Genomic DNA, 26,950 nt, shown 5'->3' with positions numbered 1-26,950 from the left:
TCAGGCCTCGCGGTTGCGCACGGTTTCGAAGAACCCGCGCACCAGTTCGGATTTGCCAGACACAGACGCCGTGCCATTGGGCCGCGACGGCCGCTCGCGGGTGGTGCGGAACGAGGGCGCCTCGTCGCGGGACACCTCGGGTTCACGCTGGCGGCGCGCGCGCTGGTCGGCGACCTGCTCGCCCGCGCTGCGCAGGGCGGTGACCGTGCTTTCGGATTTGTCCACCGCCGCAGAGAAACTGCCGATCATCGGCTCGAGGTCCTTGAGCGCCGCCATCAGCACCCGCACCCGGCGGTCAACGACCCACGCATAGGTGAGCGTTCCGACGAGCAGCACCAGAATGGCAATGTCAATCAAGAAGGACATCTGGCAATTCCTCTTCTTCGTACAATTTATCTGAAACTTTGAGGGCGATCTTGCCGTTCTTCCGGCGCCCCACTTCGGCCTTCGCGATATCCTTGCCGATCACCGAAATGGTGACCGGATCATCCACCTGCATGCCCAGATCGAGCACCTGCCCCGGCATCCATGACAGCACGTCGCGCAGCGGTATCACCGCCTGCCCCAGCACCGCCGAGACCGGGATCGCCGTGGTGCCCAGCTTCTCGGTGAGCTTCAGGCGCCAGCCCGTGTCGCCGCCAAGCTGGCCCCCGGTGAAGTTCTGCGACAGCACGTCGCCGACGCTGTCGAAGGCGGTGTTGGGCAGCAGGAAGACCATCTCGCTCACCCGGTCCTCGATGTTGAGGCTGAGCACCGCGCGCGCGCAGGAACTGGTCGGCGGCGCCAGAAGCAGCGCCTTGGGGTTGGTCTCGAGGTGGCTGACCTCGAACTTCACCGGCGTGACCTTCTCGAAGGCCGACGAGAGTTCACTGAGCGTCTCTTCGCAAAAACTCTTCCCGACGCGCTTTTCGATCCCGGTGAAACTGCGGGCGCTGCGCGGGCTTTCCGGCACGGTGCGTCCGCCGAAGGTAATCTCTAGAACCGAATAGAGCAGATCGGGGCGCATGACCGCGGCGATCGTGCCGTTCCATTCAAGGGCCTCGGTGACGGCGATGAGCGAGGGGTCGGGCAACGCGTCGATGGCGTCCTGGCAGGTCAGATAGTCGACCTGTTTGAGCGTCACATCGACCATCGCACCGAGGTAGCTTTTCAACACCTGCGCCAGCGACAGGGCAAAGCGGTCAAAGACCACCTCGAGCATGGGCAGCCGGGTGTAAGAGCGTTTCGCGCGCTCGACGATCAGTTCTTCGACCGCCCGTGTGTCGATGGTGATTTCGCTGTGCTCGGTCATTGAATGATGAGATCCGCGATGAGGAATTCCTGCGGTGCGTCGCTACCGGTGATCGCCCGCGCCCGGCGCAGCAGCTCGGCTTTCAGCTTCGCCAGCCCGATCGAGCCCTGCAGATCGCTTTCGTTGAGCTGCCGCAGATAGTCCTGAAAGCTGTCGCGCATAAAGAGTTGGCGGCCCTCGATCTTCTCGGAGCCTGCGATGCGGGTATCGTAGACCACGGCGAGGTTGAGCTTCAGGAACCGCGTGGTCTGCCGCCCGGTGGCCGTGGTCGCGGTGATGTTGACGATGATCTCTTGAAACGGCAGCACGACGATATGCTCATCGGTGCTGACGCTCTGCGCGCCGGGGCCCTGCGGCGCGCCATGGCCGTCGGGGCCGCCATGTGCCGCGTCAGGAGCGGCGGCGGGGGGCTCTCCGGTGATCAGCGACATCAGCTGCCCCGGACCGGCCGAGGCCAGAAGGCCGATCAGCAGGGCCAGCGTGCAGGCAAGCGCAACGGCGAGCCCGATGATGAGCTTGCCCTTTTTGGAACCGCCGCTGGCCCCATTTTCCGTTGTTGTCGCGTCAGCCATGAACCGTCATCGGCAGTGGTGGTTAATCTTGTAATATTATGGGCCGGTTCTTCGCGTTAAGCAAGCAGAACCTCCGGTATAGTTCTTGATGATCAAGAACAGTTGTGTTTATTCTTGCTGTGGGTGACAGGGCAGGACAACGAGACACGTGCAGGCGCTACTGGAAAATCTGAAATCGCTGGGCTGGAAGCGCCTGTCGGTGCTGGGCGGAACGGGCCTAGCGCTTGTTGTTGCTTTGTTTTTCGGCCTGTCGGTGGTGACCACGCCCGACTATGTCTCGCTTTACCGCGATCTCAATCCGGCGGATGCGGCCCGCATCGTCAACTCACTCGACGCCGCAGGCATCCGCAGCCGCACCGACACCGCAGGCACCGCCGTCAGCGTACCCGCCGAAGAAATGGCGCGCGCCCGTATGGAGCTTGCCTCGCTTGGCCTGCCCAGCGAGGGCACACCGGGCTGGGAGCTCTTCGACGAGCAGAGCGGGCTCGGCATGAACAGTTTCATGCAGCGTGTGAACCGGATGCGTGCGATGGAGGGCGAACTGGCCCGCTCGATCCAGACCATCGACGGGGTCGAGGCCGCGCGGGTTCACCTCGTGCTGCCGGAACGCGAGCCCTTCACCCGCGAGCGCCCCACGCCGTCGGCCTCGGTGATCGTGCGCGGCTCGCGGCAGATCGGTATGAAGCAAGCCCATGCGATTCGCTCTTTGGTTGCGTCCGCCGTGCCCGATCTCGCCCCGGCGCAGGTCACCGTGCTCTCGGCGTCGGGCGAGACAATCCTTGCGGATGATGGCGAGGCGGGCAGCGAGGCGTCGCTGCAATCGGCGCGGGCGCAGATCGAAGACCGGCTGAGCCAGCGCATCAATCAAATCCTCTCGGCCCGGGTCGGCGCGGGCAACGCGCGGGTCACCGTCAGCGTCGATCTCACCAGCGAACGGCAGGTCGTGCGCGAGCAGAGCTACGATCCCGATCAGCGGGTGGTGCGCTCGACCGAGACCCGCGAGGAGGTGACGCAGGACCAGCGCGCCGCGGGCGGTGAGGTCGGTGTCGCCGATGACGTGCCCGCCGCTCTGGCCGACGCGGTGCCCGGCGGCAACACCAACAGTTCGAACACCAACAACGAGATCGTCAACTACGAGATCGGCGGCAAGCAGGTCGAGACCGTGCGCGAACCCGGTGACGTCGAGCGCATGTCGGTCGCGGTGCTGGTCAACGGCATCTACAATGTGCAGCCCGACGGGTCGGTGGAATACGAAGAGCGCAGCGCCGAGGAACTGGACCGGCTGGAAGCCCTTGTGCAAAGCGCCATGGGCTTTGACGAGGCGCGCGGCGACAGCATCGAGGTGGTGAGCCTGCGCTTCATGGATTACTCGATGGATGTGGGGGAGCCGGTTTCGCGCAGCTTCACGCAGATCCTGTCCGAGAACATCGGCACCATCCTGCGCGGGCTCTTCGCGCTGGCGCTTGTGGCCGCCGTGCTGATCCTCGGGGTGCGTCCGGCGCTGAACCGTCTGATGGTCGCCAACGAGGGTGAAGGCGAGGCCGCTGGCGGCCTTCCGGCCCCTGCCGCCGCCCCGGCCCTGCCGGGCGCTCAGGGCGCTCAGGGGCAGGCCGGTCAGAACAACGTCACCCACATTCATTCGGCGCAACAGGGCGGCAATCGTGACGAGACGGTCTATCACAGCGGCACCGTGCTCGACCCGCTGCCCGACGGGTCCGACGAGATGGTGGCCGTGGCCTCGGTGCAGGGCGGCGTGCAGCGCGGCTGGATCAACACCGTGGGTGAGCTGATCGAACGTGAGCCCGAAGACGCCATCAAAGTGGTGAAGAGCTGGCTGGCAGAAGGGTCCGCGACATGAGCTTCATCTTCGACCGCAATTTCGATGCCGAGGCAGAAGCCGCCGCGCGCGGCCAGCAGGTCCGCGCCGGGGCGATCTACACCCGCGACGAATTCGACGCGGCGGTGGCCAAGGCCCATGCCGAAGGACTTGAGGCCGGGCTGTCGCAGGGCCGCGACGAAGCCTCTCAGGCAGCGCAGCAAAGCGCCAGCGCCCGTCAGGTGAGCGCGCTTGAGGCGGTCGCTCCGGCGCTGCAGGCGCTCTATGCCGATGCCGACGCGCATCACGCCGTGCTCGAAGCGCAGATGGTTGGCTTTGCCCTGTCGGTGCTGCGGCAGGTGGCCCCGGCGGCCAGCGCGGCGCTGTCTGAGGCGGAGGCCACGCAGGAAGCCCGCAGCGCGGTGCGCATGGCGCTTGGCGCGGCGGAACTGAAGCTGTGGTTCGCCCCCGAGGCTACGGAACGCGCCAGCGCCGAGGTGCATCGGATCGCCCGGCAGTCGGGCTTTGGCGGGCGTCTGGAAGTGAAATCCGATCCCTCCCTCGCCGCCGGTGACGTGCGGGCGGAATGGGACCACGGCGTGATGAGCTACAGTTTCAACGACATCTGTCAGCGGATCCTCGGCGCGCTCGAGGACAGCAAGGCGCGGATCGACGCCGCCATCGGGCAGGATCAGGCAGGAGAATAAGAGATGGCTGACGAGGCAGAGACCAAGCAGGAAGAGATCGGCGCCGAGGCAGCGCCCAAACCCGCGCCGGGCAAGCCGGACAGTCAGGGCATCGACGCGATGCTCAACGTCGGGCTGAATGTGCAGATCGTGCTCGGCCAGACCCGGATGCCGATCGCGCAGCTGCTCAAGCTCAGCCGTGGCTCGATCATCGAGCTCGACAAGAGCATCGGTCAGCCGGTCGAGGTGATGATCAACGAGCGCCTCGTGGCGCGCGGTGATCTGGTGCGGCTGCCGGACGACCGGCTTGGGGTCTCGCTGATCGAGATCGTCAAGGATTACGTGTCCGAAGAATGACCCAGCGATGCGGCCAGCTTGGAACGGTGCTGACCTGCCTGCTTCTGGCGGCGGGGCTGTTTCTTGCGGCTGCGGGCTCTGTGCACGCGCAATCGGCTGGCTCGGACCTTCTGGGCGCGATCGGGGATGCGCTGAGTTCCGCCCCGGCGGGCTCGGACGAGCGGGCAACGCTGTCGGGACGGATCATCCAGCTGATCGCGGCGATGACCGTGCTGTCGCTGGCGCCGGGCCTTCTGGTGATCATGACCAGCTTCACCCGCTTCGTGATCGTCTTTTCCATGCTGCGCTCGGCACTCGGTCTCAACCAGACGCCGCCCAACATGGTGCTGACCGCCATGGCGCTGTTCATGACCTTCTTTGTCATGCAGCCGGTGTTCGAGGACGCGTGGGACGGCGGCGTGCGGCCGCTGATGGAAAACTCGATCACCGAAGAGCAGGCGCTGGAGCGGATCGGCGCGCCCTTCAAGACCTTCATGTACGTCAACACGCGCGAGAAGGATCTGGCGCTGTTTCATGACTACGCCGCGCGCAGCGACGCGGGTGGCGCAGCGGTGGAGCCAGGTCCGGTGCCCGCAACCCCCGAAGCGGTCGGCTGGCGCGAACTTGTGCCCTCTTTCATGATCTCTGAACTGCGGCGTGCCTTCTCGATCGGCTTTCTGATCTACCTGCCGTTTCTGGTGATTGACCTGATCGTCGCCTCTGTGCTGATGAGCGCGGGCATGATGATGCTGCCGCCGGTGCTGATCTCGCTGCCGTTCAAGGTGATCTTCTTCGTGCTGATCGACGGCTGGTACATGCTGGCCGGAAGTTTGATGGAAAGTTATTTGCCCCTCGCTGGTGGGGGATAAACCTATGATTGGAGCCTCCTGATGGCTGCTGCGAACGTTCAACGCACCACCACCTCCGACCCTGCCCCGACGCGGCGCAAGCTGTCGGGCCCGCAGAAGGCCGCGATCCTGTTCCTTTGTCTGGGCGAAAAACGCGGCTCTGCCCTGATGCAGCAGCTCGACGACGACGAGATCCAGCGCGTGACCCGTGCCATGTCGGGCCTTGGCTCGATCTCTTCCGAGACGGTCGAGCAGGTGCTGAGCGATTTCGTCGAGGGGATGACCAACGGCGGCGGGGTCGTCGGCTCCTTCGCGGTGGCCGAGAACCTGCTTCGCTCGCTGCTGCCCGGCGATCAGGTCGAGGGCATCCTCAAGGACATCCGTGGCCCGCTCAAGGAGCGGGATCTCTGGGCGCGCTTCAGCGGGCTGTCCGAGAATGTCATCGCCAACTACCTCAAGGGCGAGCACGAACAGACCGTGGCGGCGATCCTGACCAATGTGCGCACGGATGTGACCGCCAAGGTGCTGCCGCTCCTTGGGCCGGAAAAGATGAACTCCGTGGTCGAGCGGATGATCCGCATGGAGGCGGTGCCGCACCACATGATGCGGCAGATCGAGGAGTTGCTGCAGAGCGACATCATCAACGCCGGTGCGCAGCCCACCGCGACCGAGCAGCACCAGCGGATGGCCGATCTGTTCAACAAGCTCGACCGGGGGGCCTTCGATGCAATGGCGCCCGCGCTGGAGGCCACGATCCCCGATGCGTTCATGGCCATCAAGGCCAAGATGTTCACCTTCGAAGACCTCGTGAAGCTCGAACCGATGGACCTTGCGCGGATCATGCGCGGCGTGCCCGGCAACACGCTGCCCACCGCGCTGCGCGGGGCCAGTCAGGATGCGCGCGACGCCTTCCTCAACGCCCTGCCGGGGCGCTCGCGGGATATGCTGGTCGAAGAGATGGAGGGCATGGGCCCGGTGCGCCGCCGCGACGTGAACGCGGCGCAGACCCTGATGCTCGACTATGCGCGCCAACTGGCGGACGAGGATCAAATCCGCCTGCCGCTCGGCGACGACGAAGACGAGGTTTACTGATCCGGATCAGTCCTAAGGGGCAGACCTGGGCCCACCGCTGGGCCCGGGTTTGCGTCAGCGCAGTTTGTAACCGCTGAACCCTTGGATGCTTTCGATGTCGATGGTCACCGGCACGAAGCTGCCCGAGCTGTTGCTTATGGTGCTGCTCATCAGCTGAACCGCTGCGTTGGTCGAGCTCAGGTCGGCGTTGGCATCGCTGATCGCCACGTATTTCTGCACGAGGCTTTCCACGTAATCCTCATCGCCCAGCCGGTCGATGTCGATGCGCCGCGCGATCAGCGCCGCCTGTTTGTCGATGTCACCGCTGGCGATCTCGTCGGGCAGGCCAAGCGCTGTGCGCACAAATTCGGCCATATCCTCATCGGCAAGGATCTCATAGGCGCTGGTCACCTCTGCCGCCTTGCGGCGGAACTCCAGCAGCGTGCCAAGCGCCTCATTGTCCTCTGCCTTCGAGTTCACATAGGTGGTGTCCACATAGGCCGCGACGATGGTCGCCTTCCAGTCGTCGTCGACGGTGTTGAGGTTCGCCATGCCGTCTTCGCTGAAGCCCATGGCGTTGTAGAAGGTCTCGAAGCGGTCGTCGCTAAGCCGGTTCACCAGCGCGTCATCCTCTTCGATGTTGCTCTTGAGAACCTTCTCCATCATTGCCTTGCCGAAGATCTGATCCTCGAGGTCATAGGCTTTCATGACGAAGCTATAGAGTTTGTAATCGTCCATCAGATCGTCGACGGTTTCGACGTTCTCGATGTTTTCCATGAAGTATTCGATCGCGCGCTGATGTTCCGCCTCGCTCTCGATCATCTCCTTTTCCTTGTCTTCCGTCTTGTCGATGATGCGGAGGGCAAGGCTGGTGGACAGGCCGTAAACCGAAATCATGTGGAGATCCTCGTTTGATCACCGACCGAAGCGTCTTCGCCGGGCGGCGGGCCGAGCACTTCGTCTTCGCGTTTGATCAGGGGGCGGAGCTGGCGCAGGGCGGCGAAGTATTCGCTCTGGCTGACGTTGTTGGCGGCTTCGAACACATGGCTGCGCAGCTCGGTGCCAAAGGCCGTGGCCAGTTTGGCCAGCTGCTGCTGCGCGGCACTGGCCAGCTTGTCGCGGCGTTCGGGATAGATCAGCGCGCTCTGGATGAGGAAATAGGCGGCGCGCACCGGGGTGGCGGCGGCCTCCGGTTTCAGAAGGTCGGTCTCGCGGATAATGTCGGCGCGGTTTTCGATGGTCAGCGTGCTCTTGCGCCCGCCGTTCCGCATCATGCAGCCGTTTACGACAATCCGTTCATACGGTTTTAGCGTAAGGTTGAGCGCCATCTTGATCCACCCCTGACACGGCCGGACGCGCGGCAGAGAGCCCGGCAAGAATACTGTGGTTCACGTCTATCAGTGCTGCGAGCCCCTCGCCACCTCCGATCACCGCGCCGCAGGTGCGGTCGGCCCAGAGCGAGATCGACAGAAGGTTCGCGCGCAGCGCCTCGGGCAGCGCGTTGCGGTTGCTGGACAGATCGTCGCGCAACTGACCCCAGAGTTTGCGGTTCTGGACGACCGCCTCGCGCAGGCCATCGGCGAGGATGGCGTGACGCGCGGATCGGTCATTTGCGCTGGACCAACTGTCGCGGTGCAGTTCCATGGCGCCGGTGATGCGCGCAAAAACGCGGGCCTCGATCTGGCGCGGCGACTCGCTTTCGCGGATCGTGCGTTTGTATGCGGAGATGCTCATTCCGTTCCTGCCTTTGCTCCCCCGACGATCTGCGGGGTGACCTGTAAGCCGGGCCCGGTTTGTCCGATGCTCCGACGGAAAGGGGGCGCCTGTGGCGCCCCCTCATTATGCCATCAGAAGTTGTGTCACTTCCAGAGAAATTACTGGAACAGCGACAGAATATTCTGCGGCGAGGAGTTGGCGATCGACAGCGACTGCGTGGCCAGCTGTTGCTGAACCTGCAGAGCCTGAAGCCGTGCCGCTTCCTCTTCCATGTCCGCGTCGATCATCGCGCCGATGCCGCTGTCGATGTTGTCGACAACCGCCGTCAGGAATTCCTGCTGGTTCTCGATCGACTGCTCGGACTGGCCAAGCTTGGTTGCGATATCGGTGGTCAGACCCAGCACGCTTTCTGCCGAGGACAGAGCGCCAGCAAGGAAGGCCGCGCCACTTGCCGAGTTGTCGGCGGCTGCTGCGAAGCCGGTGGCCAGCTGCTTGAAGCCATCAACGAGGACTGCGAGGTCATGCTCGGACACCTCGATCGACGTGGTGCCGAAAGTGCCGCCGGCACGGCTGATGCCGGTGACGACATCACGCGTAGCGCCTGCTGCCGAGTTGCTGTTGGTGCCCAAGGTCAGAACACCGGTCGTGGACACGACGCCAGCACCGGAGATGTTGGCTGTGCCATAGTCGCCAGCGGCCAGCATGTCGTCGCCGTTGAAGGTCGACTGGCTGAGCGTGGTTTCCATCTGCTTGACCAGCTCGTTGAGATCGTTCTCGATCTCGGTCTGGCCGCCTTCGGCGCCCTGCGCGAAGGAGATCTTGTCGAGGAAGTCCTGCGCCAGATCCTGGATCGTTTCGGCGCCAAGGCGCGCGGTTGCGATCGAGTTCTTGGTCAGGGTCAGACCTTCGTTGATCGACGAGTAGGACGAGCTGTCGCCCTCCATGGTCTCGGAGATCGAAAAGTAGGCAGCGTTGTCTTTGCCCGACTCGACCTTGAGGCCGGTCGAGATGCGGCTTTGGGTCAACTCGAGGTCCTTGTTGATGCTGCGCAGCGTCGACAGCGCGTTCATCGCGCTTGTGTTGGTATTGATGGAAGACATTGTATCTGCTCCGATTTCTATCGTTGTTCTTCGCCTTTCTGGCGAAAACGGTCCTGCCGTGCGGTCACCGTATCACGTGAGATTGGAGCAAGGAGTTAAAGCAAAGTTAACGCTACACCGAGTGGTCGTAGCGTTGCGTCTGGGTAACGCATTGTGGCTTTTTCGAGCCATCCCTGCCATAAACACCGCGCAGACTTTGGCGTTCGCGGATCCGATCGATCTCGCGGGCCACGGCGCCGGTCGCTTCGGTCATGCGCTGCAGCAGCGACAGGTCGCTGTGAATCAGTTTGCGCAGATCCGAAAGGCGCGCGCGCAGCTTGACCGAGGCCGCATCTTCGCCTTCCAGAAGCGCCTCGGGATCGGCGAAGACGGTTTCGATCTCTGCCAGAAGCTCCTGCTTGCGCGGAAAGAGTTCCTCGACCCGGGCTAGTTCACCCTTGCCGATGGCGGCGATCTCGTCGCGCAGCAGCCGAGCCAGCCGGTCAACGAGCGCGGTGGCGCGGGCGGGGGTCATCTCGGTCATGTGGTGCCTCCACGGCGGGCGGTTGCGTCATAGGCGGCCATCGCCTGCTCAAGGTTGCGCGCAATGCCAGCACCGCCCTGTTCGGCCAGTTCCTTGCCAAAGGCTTCGGCGAGAAAATAGCGCCATTGCTCTTCGGCCTTGCCGCCGCCGAAGTCGCCCAGATCGACCTCTTTGAGCATTTCATCGACCATCTCGGTGAGGAACATCGCCTCGAATTCCTTGGCGGCGCTGGCCGGAGCGTCCGGCGCGATGGCGCCGGGCTGCGCGATCTGCGCGCCGGTGACCTGCAATGCGGCCATGGATGTCTTCACGTCCATTGGGTCCCTCCCCTAGATGATTTCCAGATCGGCATGCAGCGCGCCCGCGGCCTTGATCGCCTGCAGGATCGAGATCGTCTGCGTGGCGGTGAGGCCAATGGCATTGAGCGCGTCAACGAGCCGCTGAAGGCTGACGTCGGCGCCTTCGAGAATGGTGAAATGCGCTTCCTGTTCATCAACGCCCACGGTTGTGCGGGGCACGACGACGGTGGTGCCGCCGATAGTGATCGGGTCGGGCTGGCTGACCTCCGGGTCTTCGCGCACCATCACCGTCAGCCCGCCCTGACTGACCGCGACACGGTCGATCCGCACGTCCTCGCCGATGACGATGGTGCCCGAGCGCGCGTCGATCACCACTTTGGCGATGGCATCGGGATCGACGCGGATGTTCTCGACGTCCGACAGGATCCCCGCGACGTCGCCCTTGCCCGCGCCATGCAGCGCCACCTCGACCGTTCCGGGATCCAGCGCCGTGGCGGTGTTGCTGCCCATGCGCTTGTTGATCGCATCGGCCATGCGCGTGGCGGTGGTGAAATCGGGATTGCGCAGCGCGAGGCGCACCGAATCCAGCGTCGCCAGCGAGAATTCGATCTCGTTTTCCACCGTCGCGCCATTCTCGATCCGTGCGACCGTCGGCACGCCTTCGACAACAGAGGCGGCCATGCCCTGCGCCGCGTAGCCAGCGACTGCGATCGGCCCTTGCGCCACCGCGTAGACCTCGCCATCCGCGCCGGTGAGCGGGGTGACGATCAGCGTGCCGCCGCGCAGCGAGGAGGCGTCGCCCAGGGACGAGACCACCACGTCGATCGGCGAGCCAAGGCGGGCGAAGGGCGGCAACATCGCGGTGACCATGACGGCGGCGGTGTTGCTGGTCTTGATCTGATCGTCCGACATATTGCCAACGCCCAAACGCTCCAGCATCGCCTCGATGCTCTTTTCGGTGAACGGGCTGTTGCGCAGGCTGTCGCCCGTGCCGTTGAGGCCGACCACGAGCCCGTAACCGACCAATTGGTTTTCCCGCACGCCCTCGAAGGTCGCGATATCCTTGATGCGGACATCGGACGCCGCGGGAAGCGCGGCAAAGAGCGCCATGAGGGCGGCGCCAAGACAGGCTGCGATACGCATGGAACTCCCTGCGGCTGTGAAGCGGGCTGCGAAGACCGGTATATCAAGAATTAAACATCGGAACAGCTAATTCTTCAACGCTATTTTCTAAACTAATCATGCTATCCTTGTGTATTGCTTGACCAGCCGAGAATTTCTTAGCATGATCTGTGCATCCGATCATGGATAATAAGTGACCGCCGCCCACCGGGAGAGCAGTGTGCATATCTATCTTTACGAGCCACGTTCGAATTCCTTCCGCGGGCTGCTGTCCGAGCTTGATGCCGCGCATTGGCAGACGGTGGCCGTGAGTGACGATTTCTTCGAGCGAGAACTCGACCTGCTCAGCACCGACGGTTACGCCGACCGGCCGGTTCTGCTGTCAGAGCAGCCGCGCACCGTCGAGCACATCTACCGGCTGCGCAAATCCGGCTGCCGCAATCCCATCCTCGTGCTGCGCGACCAGCGCGACCCCGAGGCGGCGATGGAAGCGCTGGATGCGGGCGCGGATGACGATATCGTTGGGCCGCTGACCGGCCCCGAGCTGCGCTCGCGGGTCAATGCGATCACCCGTCGCTTTCATGGCCATGCTGCGGGCTCGGTACAGATCGGTGACATCACTGCGCATTTTGATGGCCGCGACCCGGATGTGGCGGGCACCCCGATGCGCCTGTCGCAGCGCGAACTGGCGATCTTCCAACAGATCGCGCTTGCAGCGCCGCGCGTCGTTTCGAAGGCGGTGATCTATGATGCGGTCTATGGCATGTCCGAGGATCAGCCTTTCGACAAGGTGATCGATGTCTACATCTGCCGGATCCGCAAGAAGATCGAAGAGATGTCGCCCTCGGGCGATCCGCATATCCGCACGATCCGCGGCCGCGGCTACAAGCTGGCTCCGGGTGCCGAGAGCGTGCGGGAGGTCGAGGGCCCCCGCCTCAGCCTCGCCGCATCAGGGCATGTAATTCAGAAAGCTCAGCTGGGATAGGCGCGCGGTGACGGTGTAGCTGGCCTCAAGCTGGGTCTGCAGCATCGTCACATTGCTCGCCGCCTCATAGGCATCCACACCATCAAGCTCCAGAAGGCGGCTCTTATATAGGGTCGCGCGGTCGGCGATGCGCTCGTTCTGCGCTTCGATCCGGGCCGAGGAGGACGAAACCATGGTTTCGCTCTCCAGCAGGCCGCTGACGCCCGAGCCAAGCGTGCTGACCGCCTCGGTCATCCACGCGCCATAGGCCGCATCATCCTCAATGTCGGCGGGATCCATCGTGGCCAGCATCGCCAATCCCTTGATCACCTCGCGGAAGGCGTCGTCATTGGCCTGAACGCCGTAAGTGATGCTGATGCCATCGCCGATCGAGGTGCTTGCCTGGTCGTTACCGACCGAGCCATTGTAGATCAGCGACTGGAAATTGGTGTCCGCATCGGCGGCGCTGTCGGAGAAGATCGCGTCGAACTGGGCCAGCGCCGCATCGACATCCGCGACCGACGTCAGGCCGCCCGAGAGAATGCCTTCGAACACCGCTTCCGGCGAAAGACCAGTGTCGTCCTGCGCGGCGCTCCATTCCTGCAGCGCCGCTGCGGTGCCCGATGTGCCCGAAAAGAGCGGCTGCCCGGCGTAGGTCTGCGAGGCCTGCGCGATCAGCGAGACCAGCGCGCCCTTGGCTGCGGTCTGCAGCCCGGTGGCGGTGCCCGACTGGCTGTCGACGCTGCTCACGGCAAGATCGAGCACCTCTTGCACCGTCTCGCGCATCGAGTTCAGCGACTGGCTGGTCATGTCCAGACGCGAGATCATCACGGTGTTCACCGAGGTTTGCGCCTCATCCTTGTCGATCTGCGAATTGAGGTTGAGCGCCTCTGCGGCGCTGACCCCGAGCGACTTGTAGATGTCCGACTTGTAGCCGGTGGAAAGCTCCTGCTCGGCGCGCGCTAAATCGTTGTTGAGCTCGGCGGCCTGATTGCGGCGCAGCAGGCTGGAGTAGAGCGTCGAAGGACCGGTGCTGAGATAGATCATGGCGGGCTCCGGGATCAGAAGGATTCGATCAGGGTGTCGAGCATGCTCAGCACCGTGCTCATGACCTGAGCGTTCGCCGCATAGGCCTGTTCGATGGTGACCAGCTGCTGCAACTCGTCATCGACGTTGACGCCCATGAAACCAAGGCGCGTTTCCTGCACCGTCAGGGCGCCCGCAGCATAGGATTCGGCCTGCGTTTCGGCGTTGGCGCGGGTGCTGTTCTGGCCGGCGATCAGCGACGACATGTAGCCCGCGAGCGTGGCGCTGTCATCGAGCCCGACCGAGGAGTCGAAGCTGGTCGTGCTGTCGAGCGCCGAGATGAAGGCATTGAGCTGCGTGGCGTCATTGGCCTCGCCCTCGGTGGTTGCGGCCATGCCGTCGCGCAGCCGCCACAGCGCCCCGCCCTCTTCGGGAAGCACAGCGCTGTTGACCGCGATACGGCCAGCCAGTCCGGCTTCGACCGGATCGCCAAGGGCATCGCCAGCATCGGTGAACAGGCCTGCATCTCCGGCACCGAGTGAGGCGTCGGCCTCTTCCATCACACTCATCAGAGCGCGCGCAACCTCGTCGAGCTGCGCGCTCATCTCGGGGATAATGTCATTATAGAGCGAGATTTGCCCGGCCAGAGACCCTTCGGAGATCCCGCGTGCGCCGCTGACGCCCGGCGTGATCTCGACGTCGCCCGCGCTGAGCACGCCAGTGCTGGCGTCAAAGCTGATCTCGGTCGCGACCTCGCCCTGCAGCAGCGCGGTGCCGCCGGTGGTGAAGATCTCGACCCGCCCCTTGGAGTCGGTGCGCAGGGTGAAGTCCATCTGCTCGGCCAGACTGTCGAGCTTGGCGGTCATCTCGTCGCCAAGCGCCAGCTCTTGGCTGTCGCTCAGCTTGCCGCTGGCGATCTGCGCGTTCATCTCGGCCAGATCGGCCAGCGCCGAGTTGATGCCCGCGACGTCGGTGTTGATCGCGTCGAGCGCTGTGTCGCTGGCCTCGCCGAGCTTTTCCGAAGCGCTGTTGAGCTGATCCGCCAGCTCCTGTGCGTCGGTCACCGCAGCGCGCTGCAACCCGCTGTCCGAAGGCGTGGCCGCAGCCAGCGACAGCGAGCTTTGCAGGTCGGTGAGCCGGGTCAGCAGGGTGCTGTCGGATTCCGTATCCCCCAGCTCCGAGGTGTAGAGCGAGAGGCCGGTGGCGATCGCATCCTGCGTGCCCGTGCGCGAGACCTCGTCGCGATACTGGCTGTCGAGCGAGCTGCTGACGGCGCGGGTGATCTCGCTGACCGTGACACCGCCCGTCGCGCTGCTTTCCATCACCGTCGTGCGCCGGGAATAGGCGGCGTTGTTGGCGTTGGAAATGTTGCTCGAGGTCGTTTGCGCCCAGCGGGAGGTGGTGCTCATCCCGCTGCGCGCCGCGTTGAGGGCCCCGGTAAGGCTCATGATGCGATCCTATCTGCCGTGCGTCAGCGTTTGAGGTTGACCGTTTCGTTCAGCATCTCGTCGGCGGTGGTGATGATCTTGGCGTTCGACGAATAGGCGCGCTGGCGCTGGATCAGGCTGGTCAGCTCCTGCGCGATGTCGACGTTCGATCCTTCGACCCCGCCAGAGGTCAGCGTGCCGGTCTCGCCGGTGCCCGCGGCGCTGAGGTAGAAGGCGCCGGAGTCGTTCGACACCTGGAAGGTCGAGTTGTTCGAAGTGGCCAGACCGTCGGCATTGGCGAAGGTCGCCAGCGGCACCGAGTAGAGAACCTTGCGGTTGCCGTTGTCGAACAGGCCCCAGACATCGCCGTTCTCGTCGAACTCGACGCTGGTCAGCACGCCGCTTTCCGCGCCATCGGCTTCCACCGTCATCGGCGTGTAGTCGCCCGCGAACTGGGTCAGCCCGTCGAACTCGTTCGGCGCGCCCAGCGACAGCGTCAGCTGCTGCGGCGTGTCGCCATTGTTAATGGTCAGGGACATCTCGCCGGTGGCCGCGTCGAAGGCAAAAGCGGCGGGCGCCGTGGCCAACGAGGTGGCGTTGGCATAGCCGGACGGAGAGCCGGCGTTCGCGCCGCTGTTGTTAAAGCTCATGGTGACGGTGCCATAGTCGCCATCGGTGCCCGAAATGGTGACCTCCCAAGTGTCGTCCACATCGGTGGGCTGGAAGGACAGCGTCAGACGGTCGGCCTCACCCAGCGAGTTGTAGAACTCGACCGAGGTGGTAAAGGCATCGCCCGGCTCATCGACGCCGGTTTCCTGCGAGGGCAGCGTGCCGCTGATCGACACCTCGGTGGTGGCGGTGCCGTTGATGGCTTGGCTTGCGATGTTCACCGGCTCGAGATCGGAGAAGGTCGAGCGGTCCACAGTGCCCAAACTGCCGGTCTCGTCATAGGCGAAACCCATCAGATAGAGCCCCTGCCCGTTCACGAGGTTGCCATCCTCATCCGGTGCGAAGCTGCCGTCGCGGGTGAACACATTGCCTGTGGTATAGCCGGTTTCGATGTTCGAGTTCACCACAAAGAAGCCACTGCCGTTGACCGTGAGGTTCGAGCTGACCGAGGTTTCGGTGTAGCTGCCCTCGGTGCTGTTGGAATGGGTGATCGTCGTCGCCACACCGGTGGATGTGCCGCCGGTGGCCGAGGTGGAGCCAGAGGTGATCATCTGCGCGAAGCTGCGGCGATAGCCGATGGTGTCGGCGTTCGCGATATTGTTCGAGATGCGCTCGACTGCGTTCGAGTTTGCCGTCAGGCCGCTGACGCCGGCCGCCATCGCGTTGGAAATACTCATGTCCGTCTCGCCCCATTGGTCGAAGGTGAACCTATCTTCTCCAATCACTTAGGAGGCGCGGGTTTCACCATGGTTAAAATCATCTTTACTTGTGTTAATTCAGCGAGAGGTCGCTGAATCATGCCTGACCTTGCCTGGGCGCGGTCAGTTCAGTTTGTTGACGTCCGGAAGAACGTCCAGCGTCTCCTGCGCCTTGTCGATCCGCGCCCGCGCCGTGTCTTCGCGCAGAGGCAGCAGCGCCGGTGCATCGGTGGTCAGCCCGCGCGCGATCTCGGCCCAGCCGGGCAGTTCGGTCAGGCTGGGAAACTCGCTGGCGAGCGCCGCCGCACGATCCGCGGCCCCGCTGCGGTGCTCTGACAGCAAAAGGCGGATGGCGTCGGGCAGTGGCATCTCCTTGCCCTCGCGCACATGCAGCGTCTCATAGGCCGCCGCCGCCGCGGGCCAATCCTTGCGCTCGAAATGCGCCAGCGCCTGAAGCCGCAGGATCTGCGTCGTCTCACCGGCCCCGCCGCTGCTGTCCAGCAGTTCGGCGGTCTGGCCGGTTTCATCGAAATAGCGGGCCGAAACCAGATCGAAGCGCGTCTTCAAATCCGGATCCGTCAAGGTGATCGGCTGCAAAAGCAGCGTCCCGAGGGCCTCGAACTGGCCGCCCGCCAGCAGGGTCTCGGCTTCTTTCACCTTGAGGCGCGACAATTGCCCCTCGTCTGCGGTGGTGATGCCCAGGTCCTGCGCCGCCGTAAGGTAGTCGTGAGTGGTGGCATATTCTTCGGCGGCTATCTTGGTTGCGCCAGCCTTGCGGAACGTGTCCGCAAACTGCTCGGAGGCCAGCGCGAAATTCTGAGTGAAACGGAAGTAACGTGCGATGCGCGCGTGATCGGCCATGAAGCGACCGAGCGGGATCTCTCCCTCTGCGCCTTTGCGGTAAAGCTCTTCGATCAGCGCCCGCGCCTTTTGTTGCGCGGCGGTGGCCTGCGCGCTGCCGGGGCGGCGCGTGACGATGAGGCCATAGCTCTCGATGGCGTCGGTGGCCCGCCCGGCGATCACCTGCAGCGAGGCGAGCTGATCAAGCGTGTCGCCCTCCGACGCATCGCCGCGCCACATCTCGGTTTCGAGCTTCAGCAGACGAATGGCCTCGGTGGTGGCCAGCGCGTCGTTGGTCAGCCCCAATGTGATCAGCGCGCGGCGCGCGCGATGCGCCCAGATATCCTGCCCCTCGATGGCCTGCGCGTAGCTGTCGAAAGCGGCAAGCGGCTGGTCGGCGAACTCGGCGACTTTGCCGAGCAAGAAGTGATAGGCGGTGCCGCCCTTGAGTTCCGGATAGCCCTCGAAAGCGGCGGCGATGTCCCGCGCCAGCCGCCATTGCCCGGTCTCGATGGCGCAATCCAGAAAGCCCGGCAGAACGCGCGCCTGCACGGGCTTCGGGAAACGCGACAGCCGCGTGACCGCGTCGGGCAGCAGCGGGGCGGCTTCGGCGCAGGCCGCATCGCGAATGTGCGAGATGGCAAGGAACAGCGGCTGATCGGGCCAGCCGGAATGCGCCGGATCGAGCAATGTGGCGGCGCGCTCGGTGAGCGGCCTGTCGCGCGGGTCGATCAGCCCCAGCGCCAATTCGAAAGACCGCGCCCGAAGCTCATGCGCGGGCGGCACGCCCTCGCCTTCCACCGCCTGCAGCACCGACAGCCCTTCGGGCGACATCGCATGGGCAAAGAAAAACTCCGCCAGATCGGTCAAGGCGCGGGCCTGCTCCGGCTGACTGTCCCCGGCGGCGATCACCGCATCCATCAGACGCGCGCGCTCTTCGAGGAAAGGCTGCTCGGCGCGCCGACCGAGATAGAGCGCCGGAGGGTCGATCACCCGCGGCTCGGCAAGCAGCGCATGGGTGAACTGCGCGACCTGCTCGGGCCCGCCCCGCTCGGCGAGCACCGGGCAGGCGCAAAGAAGCAGGGCCATCACGGCCGCATGTTTCCCCACGAATGCACAAGAATAGCTCACCACTTACGCCTGTCTGGTCATCATTATGCTTGCGTTATCTTAGCAAACGCCGCATCATCAGCAAGAAAAGAATGGTCACGCAAACATTAATAGGCAATTTGCATGGATAATTCGATTTATGTCGCGCTTTCCCGGCTGACCGCGCTCGAGCGGCAGATGGACGTGACGTCGAACAACATCGCCAATGCCAATTCCACCGGCTTCAAAGCCGAGCGTGTGCTGTTCGAAACCTATCTGCAGAAAGACGACGCGGCGCTGGCCGGAGAAGGCACGAACTACGTGCTCGACCGCGGATCCTACGTGGACAACAGCTCGGGCGCTGTGATGCCCACCGGCAACACGCTCGACCTCGCGCTCAGCGGTGAGGGCTGGTTCGCTTATGAAACGCCGCAGGGCGACACGGCCTTCGGGCGTGACGGCGCCCTTATACTGGATGCGCAGGGGCGGGTGATCACCGCCAGCGGCGCGCAGATCCTCGATGCGGGCGGCGCTCCGATGGTGCTGCCCCCCGATCAGGCCTCGACCGTCAGCATCTCGGACGACGGGGTGATCTCGGACGCCGAGGGCGCGGTGCTTGGGCAGGTCGGCGTCTTCACCCTGCCCGATCGCCAGAGCCTTGGCCGCTCTGGTGGTGGCATGTTCGTGCCGCAGGATGGCAATGCCCAGCTGCTCGCCGATGAGACCAACACGCAGGTGATCCAAGGCGCGGTCGAGATGAGCAATGTTCAGGCGGTGACCGAGGTGACCCGGCTGATCGAGATCCAGCAGGCCTATCAGCAATCGCTGAATTTGGTGCAGCAGGATGACGAGTTGAAAAAGGAAATGCTGACCCGGATCCGGAACAGCTGAGGAAGGGACGACCATGAAGGCACTCGGGATCGCCGCAACCGGCATGATGGCGCAGCAGACCAACGTCGACGTCATCTCCAACAATATCGCCAACGCCAACACCACGGGCTTCAAGGCGTCGCGCGCCAGCTTCACCGACCTGATCTACGAGAACGTCGCGCGCGAAGGCGCGGTGACCGCCGAAGAGGGCAACACCCGCCCCACCGGGCTCGACATCGGTCTTGGTGTGCGCACCGCGGGCACGGTTCGTCTGAACACCCAAGGCGGGCTGGCGCAGACCGAGAACCAACTCGACATGGCGATCGACGGGCGCGGCTATTTCACCGTGAACATGCCCGACGGCGCGCAGGCCTATACCCGCGACGGCTCGTTCCGCCTATCCGCCGAGGGGCAGATCGTCAACGAACAGGGGTTCGAGATCGACCCCGGGATCGTGTTGCCCGATGATACCGTCTCAATCGAGGTGAGTGAGACCGGCATCGTCAGCGCCTATGTCGGCGATGACACCATTCCGGTCGAGGTTGGGCAGCTGACACTGACGACCTTCGTCAACGACGCAGGCATGCGCCCGCTGGGCAACAACCTGCTGGAAGCCACCGTCGCCTCGGGCGATCCGATCCCTGCGGTGCCGGGCGATGAGGGCGTCGGCATCCTGCGTCAGGGCTATCTGGAAAGCTCGAACGTCGACATCATCCGGCAGATCACCGATCTCATTCAGGCGCAGCGCGCCTATGAGATGAACTCCAAGGCCATCGAGACCGCCGATCAGATGATGTCTGCGGCCAACCAGATCAGGTAAGCCATGGCCCGCCCCGTTCTGCACCTCGCCTCGCTTCTGGTCGCGCTCGTGCTGGCACCGCTCGCCGCGCAGGCCGAAGACCCTGCGGTGCTCATCGAAGAGCAGGCCCGGATGAGCTGGGCCGAAGCGCTGCCCGCGGCGGCGGACCTGCGGGTGCGCTTCAAGGGCGCGCAGATCGAAGACGCCGAGATGATCTCGGCCTTCTGGATGGATCGGGACAGCGGCCAGTTCCTCGCCAATGCGGTCACCGATGAAGGTGTCACCCAGCGGCTGCAGGGCTTTGTCGTCGCCACCCAAAGCCTGCCGGTGCCGATCCGCCGCCTGATGCCGGGTGAGCTGATCACCGAGGCCGACATCAAGATCGTCGACATGCCGCTGAGCCGTGTCGGTGCCTTCACCGTGACCAACCCCGACGGGCTGGCCGGGATGCAGGTGCGCCGGATGCTGGCGCAGGGCCGCCCGGTGATGACCCAATCGGTGATGCAGCCGCTGGTGATCGGCCGCGGCGACAAGGTGAATATTCTCTATGATGACGGTCGTTTGGTGGTCACAGCCCCCGGCCGCGCGCTCACCGATGCCCATCGCGGGCAGGATGTGCGCATCGTCAATCTCGTCAGCAACACCCCTCTCGTCGCCGTTGCGCGCCAAGAGGGGCTCGTGGAGGTGATCCGATGACCCCGCTTCGCCATGGCCTGATGGCCGTTTCCGCGCTTGGCCTTCTGGCTGGCTGCGGCAGCCCCGCTTTCGACCGTGACCCCGAAGTGAGCCGGGTCGGACTGGATCCGCAGACGCTGGCTGAGGCGCGCAGCGTCAACATCCCGATGCCGCCGCCCAAGCCCGACCGCATCCCCTACCGTGCCGAGGGTGCCTCGCTTTGGGAGCGCGGCTCGTCCGGCTTCTTCGGCGATCAGCGCGCCACGCAGATCGGCGACATCCTCACCATCCTCGTCGAAATCGAGGACGAGGCCTCGCTGAGCAACGAGTTGGACCGGACCCGCACGGGTGGCTCGACGCTGGGCTTCCCCAGCTTCTTTGGATACGGCACGCAGATCGACAAAATCCTGCCCGGCGTCGGCCCCGACGATCTGCCCTCCGGGGACAATATCGTGGACATCACCTCGACCACCGGCGCCTCTGGCTCTGGCTCGATCGACCGCGAAGAGACCATCAACCTGCGCATGGCCGCGCTGGTGGTGCAGGAACTGCCGAACGGCAATTTCGTCGTCGCGGGCCGGCAAGAGGTGAAGGTCAACGAAGAGCTGCGCGAACTGCGCGTGACCGGCATCATCCGCCCGCAGGACATCGACCGCACCAACGCCATCCCCTACGACAAGATCGCCGAAGCGCGCATCTCTTATGGTGGCCGGGGCTCGGTCAGCCGTCAGCAGACGCGCGGCTATGGCGAAGACGTCATGGACGTAATCCTGCCGTATTGAGTGCGAAGTGGCCGGATTAACGCCGCTATTTGAGAAAACTCTCGCCCGAATCGTCGGCCATACCGGACCCTGACAGTAGAAACTGCGGGACTTCGTTATGAAGAAATCATACATCGCCCTGGCCGCGCTGCCCCTTATTTTTGGGGCCGTGGGCTATGGTGCCGGACAAGCTCTGGCCCCCGCTGCGCATCCGCAGGAAGAGCAGACGGCAGAAGCCGGCCCTTCCGAGGCCGAGCAGATCCTCGACGATCTGGCGACCGAGGCCCCCGCTCACGCCACCTCGCCCGAGGATGGCGGCGCGATCGGAACGCCGCAGCACAATGAGCACGCCGACAATGGCGCGCATCGGGAAACCGAGATCAAGGCCGAGGCCGAAACGCCGCCGGGCGTGCTGACCGAGGATCGTCTGGGCGATTCCAGCGTCGTGACGCTGGGCAAGATCAGCGTGCCGGTCTATCGCGCCGAGAGCATCACCTATGTGGTCTCGGAAGTCGGCGTCGCCATGCGTGACAGCCAGACCGCCGTCACCTTCAACGTGGCCGAGAACGCCTCGCGACTGCGCGACGCGATCCTGACCTCGATGCACCGCGCTGCAGACGGCCCGACGATGAAGGGCGTGAACATCGACACCGGCGAGTTGTCGAAAGCCCTGTCCGCAGATCTGAAAAAGGACTTCGGCGACGATGTCTCCGAAGTCCTCTTCCTGTCTTTGGTGAAGGCCGACGTGCCCCGGACCTGACGGTCCGGGCCGCGCGCCACATCAGAGGATTTCTTCGACAGCCCCCGCAAGAACGGTGTCGCCATTCTCCAGATGGAGCGTGGCGAGGCCGTCTTCATAGGTCATGCTGGCGACTTTCGCCGGCGCGTAAGTCTGCGAAGCGATGGTGTTGCCATCGGTGTCCAGCGCCTCGACACTCACCGTATAGGTGCCCGCGGGCAGCGGCAGACCTTCGTAATCCATCCCATCCCAAGTGACGGTCTGGCGCTCGGCGGATGAGGTCTCGAGCCCAGTGTAGGTCCGCAGCACCGTGCCATCCTCGGCGCTGATCGTCATCGTCACGCTCGCGGCGTCCGATGCCAGCGCGTAAGACAAATCCGCCGAAGCGCCATCGCTCTCCAGCGTCACCTCATCGGTTGCGGCAACGACCGAGCGCCCGATCAGCGAAAGCCCGGTGATCGCACCCATTGAGGCCAGCTGCGAGGCGATGCCTTCGAGGTTCGAGTTGGTCGCCACCGACTGTTCGACCTGACTGAGCTGCGCCAGCTGCGAGATGAACGTCGTGCTGTCCATCGGCTCGAGCGGGTTCTGGTTCTCGATCTGCGCGGTCAGCAGCGTGATAAAGCTCTCGTAGTCCTCGGAAAGCTGGCTCATCGAGGAGCTTGCCGAGGTGGTCGTGGTGCTTGTGGTGGTCGTGCCGAATGGATCAATCGCCATAGTGAACCGTCCCCGTCAAATCCTGATGTCCACGCTGCCCTCGGGCAGGCGGAGGGTTTCTGTCTGCGCCGCTTCGGCAAGGCCCGAAGCCTCGTCACCCTCGGTCCCGTAAGTGATAAAGCCGCTGCCGGAGCCGTCGCTGGCTCCGCCCTGCGCGCCGGTATCGCTGCCAAGGTCGGAGAAGCTGAGCGCGCCATCCTCCACCGCGTGCCCGGCATCGCGCAGCATGGCGACCAGCCCGTCGCGGTCCGCGCGCAGCGCCGACAGCACCGCCGCCTGATCGGCCCGCACAACCACCTGCATCTTGCCCGCCTCATCCGGCCCGAGCGAGATCTCCACCTTGCCCAGCCCTTCGGGTTTCAGCTCGACCTTGATCTGTCCATCGTCGCGCAGGTTGGCGCGGATCTGGCCCATGATTTCCTGCCCTTGCGGCGCCGCCATTTGCGGTGCGTTTCCGGCAAGCTGCGAGGCCGCCATGGCGCTCGCGGCGATCGGCATGGCCGACACCGGGGCCAAAGGCGTGGCCTGCCCCTGCAGTGTCGTGCTTTGCGCCACCTGTAGCTGCGCGTCCCCACCGCTCAGAGCGGCGGGCGTGAAAGCGGCGGCGGAGGTCTGCGCCGCACGTTGCGCGTCCGTGCCAAACTCCGGGGCGTCCTCGGTGCCGGTCTCTGCCCCCTGCTCCCCGGTCTCGGCATTTGTGTCTGCCTGCGTCTCCTGCAACTGCTCCGCGGCCAGGTCGGTCAGATCCGCCGCCGCCTGCGGCGCATCGGTGCCCTGCACCATCCCTGCGCCGCGCAGCGGTGCCGCGACCAGTTGGTCGAGCGCCACAAGAACCGGGCTGAAAGGCCGCGCAACCTCCTGCGTCATCTCCGCCGCCACATCCAGAACGTGGCTCAGCAGCGCGGCAAGCTCCGCGCCGTCGCCCTCGATCTCTTCGGAGCCGTCGAGCAGATCCTGCAGGTCCGACACGCCCGCCGCGAGCTGCCGCCACGGCGTCTCGGCCTCTTCGGTTTCGGCGCTTGCCTCGAGGGTCTCGGCCTGCGCATCGCCAAGGTCGGCCACCATGGCCTCGACCCGCGACATCAGCGCCGGGTTCGCCGAGAGTTCCGCCCCAAGCCGGGCAAGAAGTGGGGCAAGGATATCGGCGATCTCGGCGTCGCTCAGATCGGGATCGGACAGCGCCGCCTCGGTCTCAGCCAGAAGATCGAACAGCGTGCCCTCCTGCGCCTCCTCCCCTTCCGTCGCCGCCTCACCGCCGAGCAGCGCAAGCAGTCCGGCAAAAGGCGTTTCGGCCTCAGCCTCCTGAGCCGTGGTCGCCGCATCGGTGGGCGTCGCCGCGCCGATGGCACTGAGCAAATTGATCATGACAAAACGTTCCGTGAAAAACCCCGGTCAATAAGATTGCGGCGCAGCCTCAGCATCGCGCGCTTTTCCACCTGCCGCAGCCGGTCCTGCGACACGCCGAGATCGCGCGCAATGCTGCCGAAAGGTTCAGGATCGGGTTGCAGACGGCGGCGGCGGATCACCTCGGCCTCTTCCGGGGTCATTGGGGCCAGCGCGTCCGCCAGAAGCCGGGTCAGCATCGCCCGCTCGCTTTGCTGCGAGACAAGGTCTTCCGGCCCCAGTTCGGCCGAGACGAGGATGTCGCGCGGGCGCTGGTCTTCGTCATCGTCGCCGCCATCGAGCGCCACCATACCCTGCGTCGCAAGCCGGATGAGCGCGCGCTCTTCTTCCGGCAAACGACCGGAATGCGCATCGAGAAAGGTGCGTGCCGGGATATCGATCACCGCCTTGATCCGCGACAGAGCGCTCGAGATGCCATTCATCACCCACCAAGCCGCATAGGTCGAGAAACGCACCTCCTGCTTGCGGTCAAAGCAGTCGGCGGCCTTGATCAGCCCCAGCATCCCTTCCGCGGCAAGATCCTCCAGATGCACCGGGTTGTCGGTGAACCGCGCGGCCTGAGACCACGCCTGCCGCGCATGAGAGCGCAGCAGCACCTCCAGAGCCTTCCGGTCTCCGCTATCCTGCCAGCTGCAGATTGCGCTGCGTTCCTGCTCTACATCGAGGAACGGCTCGCGCATCGCTGTCTGGTACGTCATGGACATCATGAAGAAACGCCCAACTCATTCTTGCCTGCAAGAATAAGTAACCACAGTTCTTCAACCGGCGGAAGAATATAATGATTTATTGAAGGTTAAACCGGGTCGCGAGGCTGCTCTGCAACGGCACATCTTCGCGCTCGGGGGCTCCCATCACCGCGCGGAGCATGGTCTCGGTGCGTCCGGCCCAGTCGGCCAGAGGCAGCGGCGTGTCGGACACCTGCAGCAGATCTGCCGGAACATCGAACGGATCCGGCGCCGAAAAGCCCGGGTCCAAATCGGCGAGATAGACGGACAGTTGACGCTGCCAGAGGAAATCCGGACGCGCGAACAGCGCGGGATCGGGCAGCAGCGAGCGACGGTCCGCCAGCCAATGACGCCCCAAGCAGCGGCCCAGACCAATGCTGAAGCGCTGCGCATCCACGCGATGCCCTTCCAGCCGCAGCGCGGCGGCACGGCGCGCCGCCGCATGCGCCATCAGATACAGCGCGTCGGTCTCATGCTCCATGGGCACGCCACCAAGGCTTTGCGCCAGCAGCAGCGCCTCGCCCACAGCCTCACCCAACTGCTCCGAAAAGGACCGAGATCCTTCGGGCAGCATCACAATCATCGTGCCATAGGGCAGCTCGATCGGCAGCTCTTCGACCAGCACGTCCCCCAGCGGAAGCGCGGGCGCAAGCTCAAGCTCATCCGCCATCACCAGCGGGCGCGTGCATGCGCCACCCGCCTGCAGAACCGCCACGCGAACCGGCAGGATCGCGGTGAAGGCCGCCTGAAAGCGCGCACCATAGCTCTTGGCTGGCAGAGACACGCCGTCCCGCCAGATAAGTGTAAGTACATCGCCACTACGCATGATCGTTACCCGTGCCCCAGTGAGTTTTTCCCCGAGTTCACAGTATGTTTTGAGAGGATCTCCGCATACCCACCAAATGTTAACCAGACCGCTAGATATAGGTCTCTTGACGTTCCCAGACTCTATATGCGGATGGTGGGCAGGCTGCGTTAAGGCGCTGTAATTGCGCGATTCTTGATCAAATGGAAAGGGGATTTCGCCGATGTTAGCGCTTTCCACACCCTCGGATTTTCCTTAACATATCGGAAATTACGTGTGGATATGCGGCGTAGTGCTGCAAATCGAACACTAGATATGGTGAAAATTTGCGCCGTCTTGGGGTGCTCGCCCAGAGGATTAAGGCTGCGCCGCGGCGGGATACTGCAATGTGACGCTGATGCGGCGATTCTCCGGGGCGTCCGGGTGCTCGCCATCCAGCGGGGCAGTGTCCGCAAGGCCCGAGATCCGGCTAATCCGCGCGGGATTCACGCCGGTGTCGACCAGCACACGGCGGGTGGCATTGGCGCGGTCGGCGGAAAGCTCCCAGTTCGAATAGGTGCCCGCGCGGGTGTAGGGCACCGAGTTGGTGTGCCCCGAAATGGTGATCTCATTGGGCAGATCAACGATGGCCTCGGCCACGATCCGCAGCAGATCGCGCGTGCGCGCCTCGATCCGCGAACTGCCGGTGGCGAACATCGAACTGCTGTTCTTGTCGACGATCTGGATTTCGAGCCCATCGGCGCTGCGCTCGAACAGCAGGTTGTCCTGCAGCGCCTGAAGCTGCGGGTCTTCGGCGACGCGATCGGTGATGGTTTCCTCGAGCCGGTCCTGAGTTTCCTGCCAGTCCTGCTCGGCGCGCTCTACTTCGGCGGCATCTGCGGCGGCCTGCGCTGCGGCCACGCCATCGGCGACGCCGTTTTCGCCGGTGTTGATCGTCTGGCTGTCCTGCTCGCCCTCGGGGCGGCTGTCAAACTCGACCACCACTTGCGAGTCCACGTCGCGCAACCGGCTGTCGAACACCGCCAGCGGGTTCTCTTGGCCAAAGCTGGGCAGTTGCACCGGCGTATGCGGCCCGTCGGTGCCGCTCATCACGCCATCCTCGGCCAGCACCATACCGTCGAGCAGGCCCTCGCCCCGGCCTCCAGCCTCGGACAGACTGGGCGTGAAATAGTCGGCAAGCCCGCGCAGCTTTTCCTCATCAGAGGCTGCGAGGATCCAGAGCAGCAGGAAAAACGCCATCATCGCGGTCATGAAGTCGGCATAAGCCACTTTCCATGCGCCGCCGTGATGGCCGTGACCGCCGCTCTCCTCGACCTTCTTGATGATGATCGCTTGCTCGTTCCTGCCTGCCATGGTGCCGTG

30 protein-coding genes are annotated in these 26,950 nt (G+C 64.3%); 11 read left to right on the top strand and 19 right to left on the bottom strand.

Annotated elements, in window-relative coordinates:
• Genes ACXAD2_RS05740 through ACXAD2_RS05730 form a run of 3 tightly spaced genes read right to left on the bottom strand, consistent with a single transcriptional unit; the run spans position 1 to position 1,863 of the window.
• Positions 1 to 366 carry a flagellar motor switch protein gene (locus tag ACXAD2_RS05740; RefSeq protein ID WP_066111174.1) on the bottom strand — a complete coding sequence of 122 codons (366 nt, stop codon included), beginning with the start codon at positions 364 to 366 and terminating at the stop codon, positions 1 to 3.
• Positions 350 to 1,291, bottom strand: coding sequence for a flagellar motor switch protein FliM (locus ACXAD2_RS05735; RefSeq protein WP_475167995.1), 942 nt, complete (start codon positions 1,289 to 1,291; stop codon positions 350 to 352). The genes ACXAD2_RS05740 and ACXAD2_RS05735 overlap by 17 nt, the downstream gene beginning before the upstream one ends.
• Positions 1,288 to 1,863, bottom strand: a complete 576-nt coding sequence (locus ACXAD2_RS05730; RefSeq protein ID WP_475167993.1) for a flagellar basal body-associated FliL family protein — start codon at positions 1,861 to 1,863, stop codon at positions 1,288 to 1,290. The genes ACXAD2_RS05735 and ACXAD2_RS05730 overlap by 4 nt, the downstream gene beginning before the upstream one ends.
• A gap of 148 nt (positions 1,864 to 2,011) precedes the next feature.
• On the opposite strand from ACXAD2_RS05730, the gene fliF reads away from it, so the two are divergent.
• Genes fliF through ACXAD2_RS05705 form a run of 5 tightly spaced genes read left to right on the top strand, consistent with a single transcriptional unit; the run spans position 2,012 to position 6,641 of the window.
• Entirely contained in the window at positions 2,012 to 3,721 is a 1,710-nt protein-coding gene (fliF, locus tag ACXAD2_RS05725) for a flagellar basal-body MS-ring/collar protein FliF (RefSeq protein WP_475167990.1), read from the top strand.
• Positions 3,718 to 4,386 (top strand): FliH/SctL family protein, encoded by a 669-nt coding sequence (locus tag ACXAD2_RS05720; protein WP_475167987.1) that lies wholly within the window; start codon positions 3,718 to 3,720, stop codon positions 4,384 to 4,386. Before fliF ends, ACXAD2_RS05720 begins: the two co-directional genes overlap by 4 nt.
• Before the next feature lie 3 nt (positions 4,387 to 4,389).
• Positions 4,390 to 4,722 (top strand): FliM/FliN family flagellar motor switch protein, encoded by a 333-nt coding sequence (locus ACXAD2_RS05715; RefSeq protein WP_066111163.1) that lies wholly within the window; start codon positions 4,390 to 4,392, stop codon positions 4,720 to 4,722.
• Entirely contained in the window at positions 4,719 to 5,570 is an 852-nt protein-coding gene (fliP, locus tag ACXAD2_RS05710) for a flagellar type III secretion system pore protein FliP (protein WP_475167983.1), read from the top strand. The genes ACXAD2_RS05715 and fliP overlap by 4 nt, the downstream gene beginning before the upstream one ends.
• 21 nt (positions 5,571 to 5,591) lie before the next feature.
• Complete coding sequence (locus tag ACXAD2_RS05705; RefSeq protein ID WP_475167981.1) at positions 5,592 to 6,641, top strand: flagellar motor switch protein FliG; 1,050 nt, start codon at positions 5,592 to 5,594, stop codon at positions 6,639 to 6,641.
• A gap of 54 nt (positions 6,642 to 6,695) precedes the next feature.
• Here the strand turns inward: ACXAD2_RS05705 and ACXAD2_RS05700 are convergent, their stop codons facing one another.
• From ACXAD2_RS05700 to ACXAD2_RS05670, 7 genes are all read right to left on the bottom strand, one after another.
• Complete coding sequence (locus ACXAD2_RS05700) at positions 6,696 to 7,517, bottom strand: DUF1217 domain-containing protein (protein WP_475167979.1); 822 nt, start codon at positions 7,515 to 7,517, stop codon at positions 6,696 to 6,698.
• Positions 7,514 to 7,894 (bottom strand): flagellar biosynthesis repressor FlbT, encoded by a 381-nt coding sequence (locus ACXAD2_RS05695; RefSeq protein WP_475167977.1) that lies wholly within the window; start codon positions 7,892 to 7,894, stop codon positions 7,514 to 7,516. The genes ACXAD2_RS05700 and ACXAD2_RS05695 overlap by 4 nt, the downstream gene beginning before the upstream one ends.
• Positions 7,895 to 7,916: 22 nt before the next feature.
• The gene (locus tag ACXAD2_RS05690; protein WP_475167976.1) at positions 7,917 to 8,354 is read right to left on the bottom strand and encodes a flagellar biosynthesis regulator FlaF; all 438 of its coding nucleotides are present in this window, start codon (positions 8,352 to 8,354) and stop codon (positions 7,917 to 7,919) included.
• A 140-nt stretch (positions 8,355 to 8,494) separates the two neighbouring features.
• Positions 8,495 to 9,436 carry a flagellin N-terminal helical domain-containing protein gene (locus ACXAD2_RS05685; protein WP_475167974.1) on the bottom strand — a complete coding sequence of 314 codons (942 nt, stop codon included), beginning with the start codon at positions 9,434 to 9,436 and terminating at the stop codon, positions 8,495 to 8,497.
• 112 nt (positions 9,437 to 9,548) lie between these two features.
• Positions 9,549 to 9,959, bottom strand: coding sequence for a hypothetical protein (locus tag ACXAD2_RS05680; RefSeq protein ID WP_475167972.1), 411 nt, complete (start codon positions 9,957 to 9,959; stop codon positions 9,549 to 9,551).
• Positions 9,956 to 10,276 carry a rod-binding protein gene (locus ACXAD2_RS05675; RefSeq protein ID WP_235952984.1) on the bottom strand — a complete coding sequence of 107 codons (321 nt, stop codon included), beginning with the start codon at positions 10,274 to 10,276 and terminating at the stop codon, positions 9,956 to 9,958. Before ACXAD2_RS05675 ends, ACXAD2_RS05680 begins: the two co-directional genes overlap by 4 nt.
• Before the next feature lie 12 nt (positions 10,277 to 10,288).
• Complete coding sequence (locus ACXAD2_RS05670; protein WP_475167970.1) at positions 10,289 to 11,401, bottom strand: flagellar basal body P-ring protein FlgI; 1,113 nt, start codon at positions 11,399 to 11,401, stop codon at positions 10,289 to 10,291.
• Positions 11,402 to 11,600: 199 nt separating this feature from the next.
• Here ACXAD2_RS05670 and ACXAD2_RS05665 point away from each other — a divergent pair, with 199 nt between their 5' ends.
• Positions 11,601 to 12,365 (top strand): response regulator transcription factor, encoded by a 765-nt coding sequence (locus ACXAD2_RS05665; RefSeq protein ID WP_475167968.1) that lies wholly within the window; start codon positions 11,601 to 11,603, stop codon positions 12,363 to 12,365.
• Here ACXAD2_RS05665 and ACXAD2_RS05660 read toward each other — a convergent pair.
• From ACXAD2_RS05660 to ACXAD2_RS05645, 4 genes are all read right to left on the bottom strand, one after another.
• Positions 12,330 to 13,391 carry a flagellin gene (locus ACXAD2_RS05660; protein WP_475167964.1) on the bottom strand — a complete coding sequence of 354 codons (1,062 nt, stop codon included), beginning with the start codon at positions 13,389 to 13,391 and terminating at the stop codon, positions 12,330 to 12,332. The genes ACXAD2_RS05665 and ACXAD2_RS05660 overlap by 36 nt on opposite strands.
• A gap of 14 nt (positions 13,392 to 13,405) precedes the next feature.
• A complete protein-coding gene (flgK, locus tag ACXAD2_RS05655) occupies positions 13,406 to 14,818 on the bottom strand; it encodes a flagellar hook-associated protein FlgK (RefSeq protein ID WP_475167963.1) in 1,413 nt (470 codons plus the stop codon).
• 23 nt (positions 14,819 to 14,841) lie between these two features.
• Positions 14,842 to 16,143, bottom strand: a complete 1,302-nt coding sequence (locus ACXAD2_RS05650; RefSeq protein ID WP_475167960.1) for a flagellar hook protein FlgE — start codon at positions 16,141 to 16,143, stop codon at positions 14,842 to 14,844.
• A gap of 144 nt (positions 16,144 to 16,287) precedes the next feature.
• Positions 16,288 to 18,093: a hypothetical protein gene (locus ACXAD2_RS05645; protein ID WP_475167958.1), complete on the bottom strand. Its 1,806-nt coding sequence runs from the start codon at positions 18,091 to 18,093 to the stop codon at positions 16,288 to 16,290.
• A gap of 144 nt (positions 18,094 to 18,237) precedes the next feature.
• On the opposite strand from ACXAD2_RS05645, the gene flgF reads away from it, so the two are divergent.
• The 5 genes from flgF (at position 18,238) to ACXAD2_RS05620 (ending at position 21,958) form a co-directional block, all read left to right on the top strand.
• Entirely contained in the window at positions 18,238 to 18,984 is a 747-nt protein-coding gene (flgF, locus tag ACXAD2_RS05640; protein WP_475167955.1) for a flagellar basal-body rod protein FlgF, read from the top strand.
• A gap of 13 nt (positions 18,985 to 18,997) precedes the next feature.
• Positions 18,998 to 19,783 (top strand): flagellar basal-body rod protein FlgG, encoded by a 786-nt coding sequence (gene flgG, locus ACXAD2_RS05635; protein ID WP_066111133.1) that lies wholly within the window; start codon positions 18,998 to 19,000, stop codon positions 19,781 to 19,783.
• Positions 19,784 to 19,786: 3 nt separating this feature from the next.
• On the top strand, positions 19,787 to 20,458 hold the full coding sequence (gene flgA, locus ACXAD2_RS05630; RefSeq protein ID WP_475167950.1) for a flagellar basal body P-ring formation chaperone FlgA: 672 nt from the start codon (positions 19,787 to 19,789) through the stop codon (positions 20,456 to 20,458).
• On the top strand, positions 20,455 to 21,219 hold the full coding sequence (locus ACXAD2_RS05625) for a flagellar basal body L-ring protein FlgH (RefSeq protein ID WP_475167947.1): 765 nt from the start codon (positions 20,455 to 20,457) through the stop codon (positions 21,217 to 21,219). Before flgA ends, ACXAD2_RS05625 begins: the two co-directional genes overlap by 4 nt.
• 97 nt (positions 21,220 to 21,316) lie before the next feature.
• Positions 21,317 to 21,958, top strand: a complete 642-nt coding sequence (locus ACXAD2_RS05620) for a hypothetical protein (protein WP_066111127.1) — start codon at positions 21,317 to 21,319, stop codon at positions 21,956 to 21,958.
• Positions 21,959 to 21,979: 21 nt separating this feature from the next.
• Here ACXAD2_RS05620 and ACXAD2_RS05615 read toward each other — a convergent pair whose 3' ends face one another.
• The 5 genes from ACXAD2_RS05615 to ACXAD2_RS05595 form a co-directional block, all read right to left on the bottom strand.
• A complete protein-coding gene (locus ACXAD2_RS05615; RefSeq protein WP_475167945.1) occupies positions 21,980 to 22,654 on the bottom strand; it encodes a flagellar hook assembly protein FlgD in 675 nt (224 codons plus the stop codon).
• 15 nt (positions 22,655 to 22,669) lie between these two features.
• Complete coding sequence (locus tag ACXAD2_RS05610) at positions 22,670 to 24,019, bottom strand: flagellar hook-length control protein FliK (RefSeq protein WP_475167943.1); 1,350 nt, start codon at positions 24,017 to 24,019, stop codon at positions 22,670 to 22,672.
• Positions 24,016 to 24,765, bottom strand: coding sequence for a sigma-70 family RNA polymerase sigma factor (locus tag ACXAD2_RS05605; RefSeq protein ID WP_475167941.1), 750 nt, complete (start codon positions 24,763 to 24,765; stop codon positions 24,016 to 24,018). Before ACXAD2_RS05605 ends, ACXAD2_RS05610 begins: the two co-directional genes overlap by 4 nt.
• A 76-nt stretch (positions 24,766 to 24,841) precedes the next feature.
• Positions 24,842 to 25,567, bottom strand: coding sequence for a hypothetical protein (locus tag ACXAD2_RS05600; protein WP_475167938.1), 726 nt, complete (start codon positions 25,565 to 25,567; stop codon positions 24,842 to 24,844).
• A 378-nt stretch (positions 25,568 to 25,945) separates the two neighbouring features.
• Positions 25,946 to 26,941, bottom strand: a complete 996-nt coding sequence (locus ACXAD2_RS05595; protein WP_475167935.1) for a flagellar motor protein MotB — start codon at positions 26,939 to 26,941, stop codon at positions 25,946 to 25,948.
• Between the last annotated feature and the right edge of the window lie 9 nt (positions 26,942 to 26,950).

The sequence above is a fragment of the Salipiger sp. ABN3_019 genome (assembly GCF_056158605.1).
This window is presented reverse-complemented; position numbering and strand designations above follow the sequence as displayed.